The sequence below is a fragment of the Lapillicoccus sp. genome, from assembly GCF_039935575.1.
GTDB lineage: Bacteria > Actinomycetota > Actinomycetes > Actinomycetales > Dermatophilaceae > Lapillicoccus.
The window spans coordinates 1-4,612 of the sequence record NZ_JBDTKA010000144.1 but is presented as its reverse complement, the minus strand read 5'-3'; the positions used below and the strand labels follow the sequence as shown (position 1 = coordinate 4,612).

6 protein-coding genes are annotated in these 4,612 nt (G+C 67.6%); 1 reads left to right on the top strand and 5 read right to left on the bottom strand.

Annotation, left to right across the window (positions count from 1 at the left end; all coding sequences use genetic code 11):
* The 3 genes from ABI385_RS17235 to ABI385_RS17225 all read right to left on the bottom strand — a co-directional run.
* Nucleotides 1–181: hypothetical protein (locus ABI385_RS17235; protein WP_348104993.1), on the bottom strand; the 181-nt coding region annotated here is incomplete at its 3' end.
* Nucleotides 178–1,425 carry a tyrosine-type recombinase/integrase gene (locus ABI385_RS17230; RefSeq protein ID WP_348104992.1) on the bottom strand — a complete coding sequence of 416 codons (1,248 nt, stop codon included), beginning with the start codon at nt 1,423–1,425 and terminating at the stop codon, nt 178–180. The genes ABI385_RS17235 and ABI385_RS17230, both read right to left, overlap by 4 nt.
* Nucleotides 1,422–2,561, bottom strand: coding sequence for a tyrosine-type recombinase/integrase (locus ABI385_RS17225; RefSeq protein ID WP_348104991.1), 1,140 nt, complete (start codon nt 2,559–2,561; stop codon nt 1,422–1,424). Before ABI385_RS17225 ends, ABI385_RS17230 begins: the two co-directional genes overlap by 4 nt.
* Nucleotides 2,562–3,140: 579 nt before the next feature.
* Here ABI385_RS17225 and ABI385_RS17220 point away from each other — a divergent pair.
* Complete coding sequence (locus ABI385_RS17220) at nt 3,141–3,704, top strand: hypothetical protein (RefSeq protein ID WP_348104990.1); 564 nt, start codon at nt 3,141–3,143, stop codon at nt 3,702–3,704.
* 1 nt (nt 3,705) lies between these two features.
* On the opposite strand, the gene ABI385_RS17215 is transcribed toward ABI385_RS17220, so the two are convergent.
* Nucleotides 3,706–4,308, bottom strand: a complete 603-nt coding sequence (locus ABI385_RS17215) for a GNAT family N-acetyltransferase (RefSeq protein WP_348104989.1) — start codon at nt 4,306–4,308, stop codon at nt 3,706–3,708.
* 123 nt (nt 4,309–4,431) lie between these two features.
* On the bottom strand, nt 4,432–4,612 hold a 181-nt coding region (locus ABI385_RS17210), incomplete at its 5' end, for a dienelactone hydrolase family protein (protein ID WP_348104988.1).

Here is a 4,612-nt window from a genome sequence, read left to right as displayed (position 1 = left end):
CTCCAAGGAAGGTGTTGCTTCGATCATTAGATCTTGGGGTCCGCTTGACGGGAAGTTCCATGAAGTAGTCCACGCACCAAAACTGGCGCTCTCCCACGTCGCCTTTTCGCCTCCTCGACATGGGTAGCCAGTCAGGGAACGTCCGCTCGTCGACATTATGTACGTGATCCAGGGTGGTCATGATGCGTCGCTGTCTGTGAGTTTGGTCAGGAGTTGGCCGAATAGGTCGGCGCGGTGGTGTTGGCCTTTGCTGGTGGAGTCGTCGTGCTGGGCTTGAAGGGTGGGCCGGAACTCGATGCTGGTTTGGAAGAACGTGCACGTCTCGCAAATGTTCTCGAAGGCGCAGTCGAGTTCGGGTGGCCTTGTGCAGTAGCCGTTTCCGAGTAGTCGGTGGTGTTCGCGGCGTAGCCGGGCCATTTTGGGTCCGATGATGTCGGCGGGCAGCGGTCTGGCTTGGTCGTACAGTGCGTCGACTTTGTCGGTGACGGCGAAGTATTCGTCGGCGACGGTGCGGTTGGCGATCTTGGCGTAGCGCAGGGTCATGTCGAGGCTGCGGTGTCCGAGCATCGCGGCGATCGCTTCGAGTGACATGCCGCGGTTGATGGCTTGGGTGGCCAGGGTGTGCCGGAGCTGGTGGGGGTGGATGTGCGACAGGCCAGCCGCTGCGCCGGCCCGGTTGATGAGCCGGGTGACGGTGTGCCGGTCCAGTGCCCTGCCGTTCTCCCGGGGCAGCAGCCAGGGGTTGCCGGGTGAGACGTACGTGGTGCGGTACGTGTCGATCAGCTCGACCAGTTGGGGGTGCAGCGGCAGGTAACGGTCCTCGCGGAGTTTGCCGACCGGGACGTGCAGCCACGGTCCGGCTCCGATGTGGACGACGGCGTCGGCGGTCAGGGCGGTGAACTCGCTGACCCGGAGGCCGGTGCGCAGCAGCACCTCGACGGTGACCCGCACGAGCAGCCGCCGTTCGTTGTACGCGGCTCGTAGCAGTTTCGCGGCGGCCGGGTCGTCCAACGCTTTGGGTAGCGGATGGTCTTGGCGGGGTAGGTCCCCCGGGAACATCGGCACCCGGGCCGGGGCTTCGTCCCAGCCCCACTCGTCGATCCGCACGAAGAACATCCGTAGCGTCCCCAGCCGGTGCGCCAGGGTGGCGGTGGTGGCTCTCGGCTTGTTCTGTCCCGGCCGGGCCGCGAGCCAGGGTTTGTAGCCCTCGATGTGCCGCCGGGTGACCTGGGTCAAGGAGGTGACCTCGGGGGCCCGCTCGTGCAGGAACCCCGCGAACGACCTCAGTGCCTGGTCGGTGTTCCTGACGGAGCCCGGGCGCAGGACGCAGCCGATCTGCTCCAGGTAGCGCCGCATCGGCGTCACCAGCTCCGGCCGGCCAGCGTCCAGCTGCTCCCAGGTCGGCAGCAGCAGCGGCCCGCTCATCGAACACCCGCCCGGAGCAGCGAGGTCGGGCTCGGAGTCGGGCTCGGAGTCGGGCTCGGAGTCGGGCTCGGGGTCGGGCTCGGGGGCGGCGCCTGGGGGTGTCCCGCGAAGACCTGCGCGTCGATGACCTCGGCTGCCTTGCGGTACTGGCTGGCGAGCCAGTCATCGGCCAGGTGCAGATAGATCCGGGTTGACTCGATGGACGCGTGCCCGGCCTGGGCCTGGACGGCCTCCAACGCCATCCCCGCCTCCCGCAGCCTCGTCAGGCAGGTGTGCCTCAGCTCGTGGCAGGTCGCATGCTCCAGCCCGGCGCGTCGCCTAGCGCCGGACAGCACCACATCGATACCTCTGGCCGACAACGGGTTCCCGCGGGTCGGTCCCTTCAGCACCACGAACACCCGGTCCGTGGGCGCGCCCGGTGGACGCTCAACGTCGAGGTAGGCGGCGACGGCCGTGAAGAACCGCGTCGAGACCGGCACCAGCCGCTGATGCCCACCCTTCCCGTCGGCGATGAACACCCGCCGCTCAGCGACCCGCAGGTCCTCCATCCGTAGCCCGAGTACCTCACACCGGCGCAGCCCGCCCAGCACCATCGCGGCGACCATCGCCTCGTCCCGGTGGGTACGCAACGCCGCCGTCAACGCGTCGACCTCGCCCGGAGCCAGGATCCGCGGCAACCGGCGCACCCGCCTCGTCAACGGGACCCCGCGACCCGGACGGGAACGTTCACGCCGGGTCGGCAAACCCCGCGGGACCGGGTTCGCGATCACGTCACCACGCACCTGCAGGAACGCGAAGAACCCCGAGATGATCGACAGCCGCCTAGCCACCGTGCTCGAGCTGACTCCCGCCGGCTCACCCGCCGGCAGCACCCGAGCCGGCGCCCGATCGAACACCCCACCGGTGCGTTGAGCGGTGATGAACGCCATCACGTCAGCCGGGACCACCGCCTCCGGAGCCTTGCCCACGATCGAGAAGAAAACCTTCAAGTCGTAGCCCGCGGCGAGCACCGTGTTAAACCGACAACGCCCCGCCAGGAACTCCAGGTAGTCATCGACCAGCGGCATCCCCAGCCGCACCACCACCTCCCCGCCCGGCCCACGAGAACGCATCAGACCCGACACGAGAACAGACACCCCAAGCCCTCCATCTCCATCAGCAGGCAGCCCCAACGGCTGACGGAAATCTCCACCAAGATCACGTGCATAACAAGCATGTCAGGACGTCGCGGGCTGAGGATTTGGACAAGTTCGTGAGACGCGAGCTGCGACACCTCGGTGAGAACCAGCAGGTCACCGCTCCGCCGCGATGACAACTTCGATGAGTTCCTACACTGTTGTCGGATCTCATCTGATCTGTCGGAGTCTCATTTGTCTGGCGGTGACTTGGCGGTGATCTCGTTTGTCTGGCGGTGGCAGGCGGGGGGTCGTGGCGCTGACCCCGTCGATCGGCGCCAGTCAGGGCCCCCCAGAGCGGACTCGTGGCCGCGCGTGAAGGTGGCACCAGGGCCGGATGGTGTGTGAACGCGGTGGTGGCTTTGGCGTGGAACACCGACGCGATCGCGCCTGCGCCGCGGGTGGTTTAAACGCGACCGCGGCCAGCACCAGCAAGGCACCGTTGGCCGAGAACGCGGCTGAGGTAGTTGGGCTAGCGGGGCCGGCTGACAGCGCCTCGGTCGGATCCTCCGGCGGGTGTGGATGTGCGACGGTTTCTCGATGAAGTTGGTCGTGCCGTTCGTCCTGCGCAACCGCCCCGGCCACGTCGACGTCGAGATCCGAGCCAGCCTCGGATCCGCTGATTCTGGCGAAATCTTTCTGGACTCGACGTTGCCGCCGGATGCGGGCGCCGGTCTACCCATCCGCACCGCCACCATCGTGTACGAGGCGTCGGGCTACGCCGCGGCGATGGGGTGGGTGCAGCTGGTCCAGTCCAGCGATTCGCGGCATCCCGATCGGTTCGAGCTCGACCCTTTGGCCTTGCTCCGCAACGCGAACACCCCGTATGCGTTCTTCGGCATCAAGCCTCAGCTCTTCGACGCCCCCCAAAGGGACTCCCACGTCGAGCTGACGTGGCAGGCACGGTCATATCTCGCCGTGACTTCCGACGCCGTCATCAGCGCCGAGGCGTTGCCAGTCGCTGGGTTCTCCTGGGGCTTTGGAATCAGCGAGGCCGGGATCACGATCGAGCCCCCCGTCCGGCTCGACATCGCGAGTTGGGCTGACCACGTAGACCTACTCGAGAGCGAACATCCAGGGTGGCGGTTCACCCTGGGACAGTAGCTCAGGCCGGGTCGACGGTGCGGGTGACGACCCAGCGGTGCGGGGAGATCGGGCGGGTGCGGGTGAAGCCGTGGTTCTCGAAGGCGGCCATCGGCCCGGTGTGCAGGAACGAACCCGACAGCGTGCGGTCGTCGGTCTCTTCGGGGTAGCCCTCGACGACGCCGCCGCCGTGGTGGGCGATCTCGGTCAGCGCCCCGCCGAGTGCGGCGTCGGCGACGCCGCGGCGGCGCAGGCCCTTACCGGTGAAAAAACAGGTGATGCGCCAGTCCGGCAACGCGGCGAGGTCCTTCTCGTACCGGCGGCGGCTCTTGACCTCCGGCAGCTCCTCGGGCGAACCGAACTGACACCAGCCCAGGCACTGATCGCCGTCAAGGACCAGCGCGGCGTGGGTGCGGCCCTCGGTGACGCGCTGCTGCTTCTCGGCCCGGTTCTGCACCGCGGTGCGCCCCTTGCCCACCGTCAGGTGGAAGCCCATGCACCAGCAGCCGCCCCATACGCCGTTGTTCGCCTCGACCAGCCGTGCGAACGCCGGCCAGGTGTCCACGCCCAAGGGCCGCACGGAGCGGGCGGAAGGCGACGTGCCAGCCGCTTTCGGTTCGCTCACGGACACCTCCTCCTCCGTCTCCGGCTACAGCATGCCTCGCGGATCAGCGAACTGTGCAAGCACCCGGGCGATCGAGTCGACGTCGTCGGGCCTGTCCTGTGGGCAGCGACCGCGGCTGCTCGGTTATCGCGCGGCGAGGAAGTGCATGACACGCTGGGTCAGCAGCGCGGCTGCAGTCTGGTCGTAGGACGGCAGTGAGCTGTCTGCGAAGTAGTGCTGGTCTCCGGGGTAGAGAAACAGTTCCGCATCCTCGACCTCGTCGACGATGGCCCGGGCGGCGTCGATGTCGCCCTCTCCGACGAAG

What these genes read in the sequence shown, in the direction of transcription:
- ABI385_RS17230 (WP_348104992.1), bottom strand. Translation starts at nt 1,425, where the DNA reads ATGAGCGGGCCGCTGCTGCTGCCGACCTGGGAGCAGCTGGACGCTGGC.
- ABI385_RS17220 (WP_348104990.1), top strand. Translation starts at nt 3,141, where the DNA reads ATGAAGTTGGTCGTGCCGTTCGTCCTGCGCAACCGCCCCGGCCACGTC.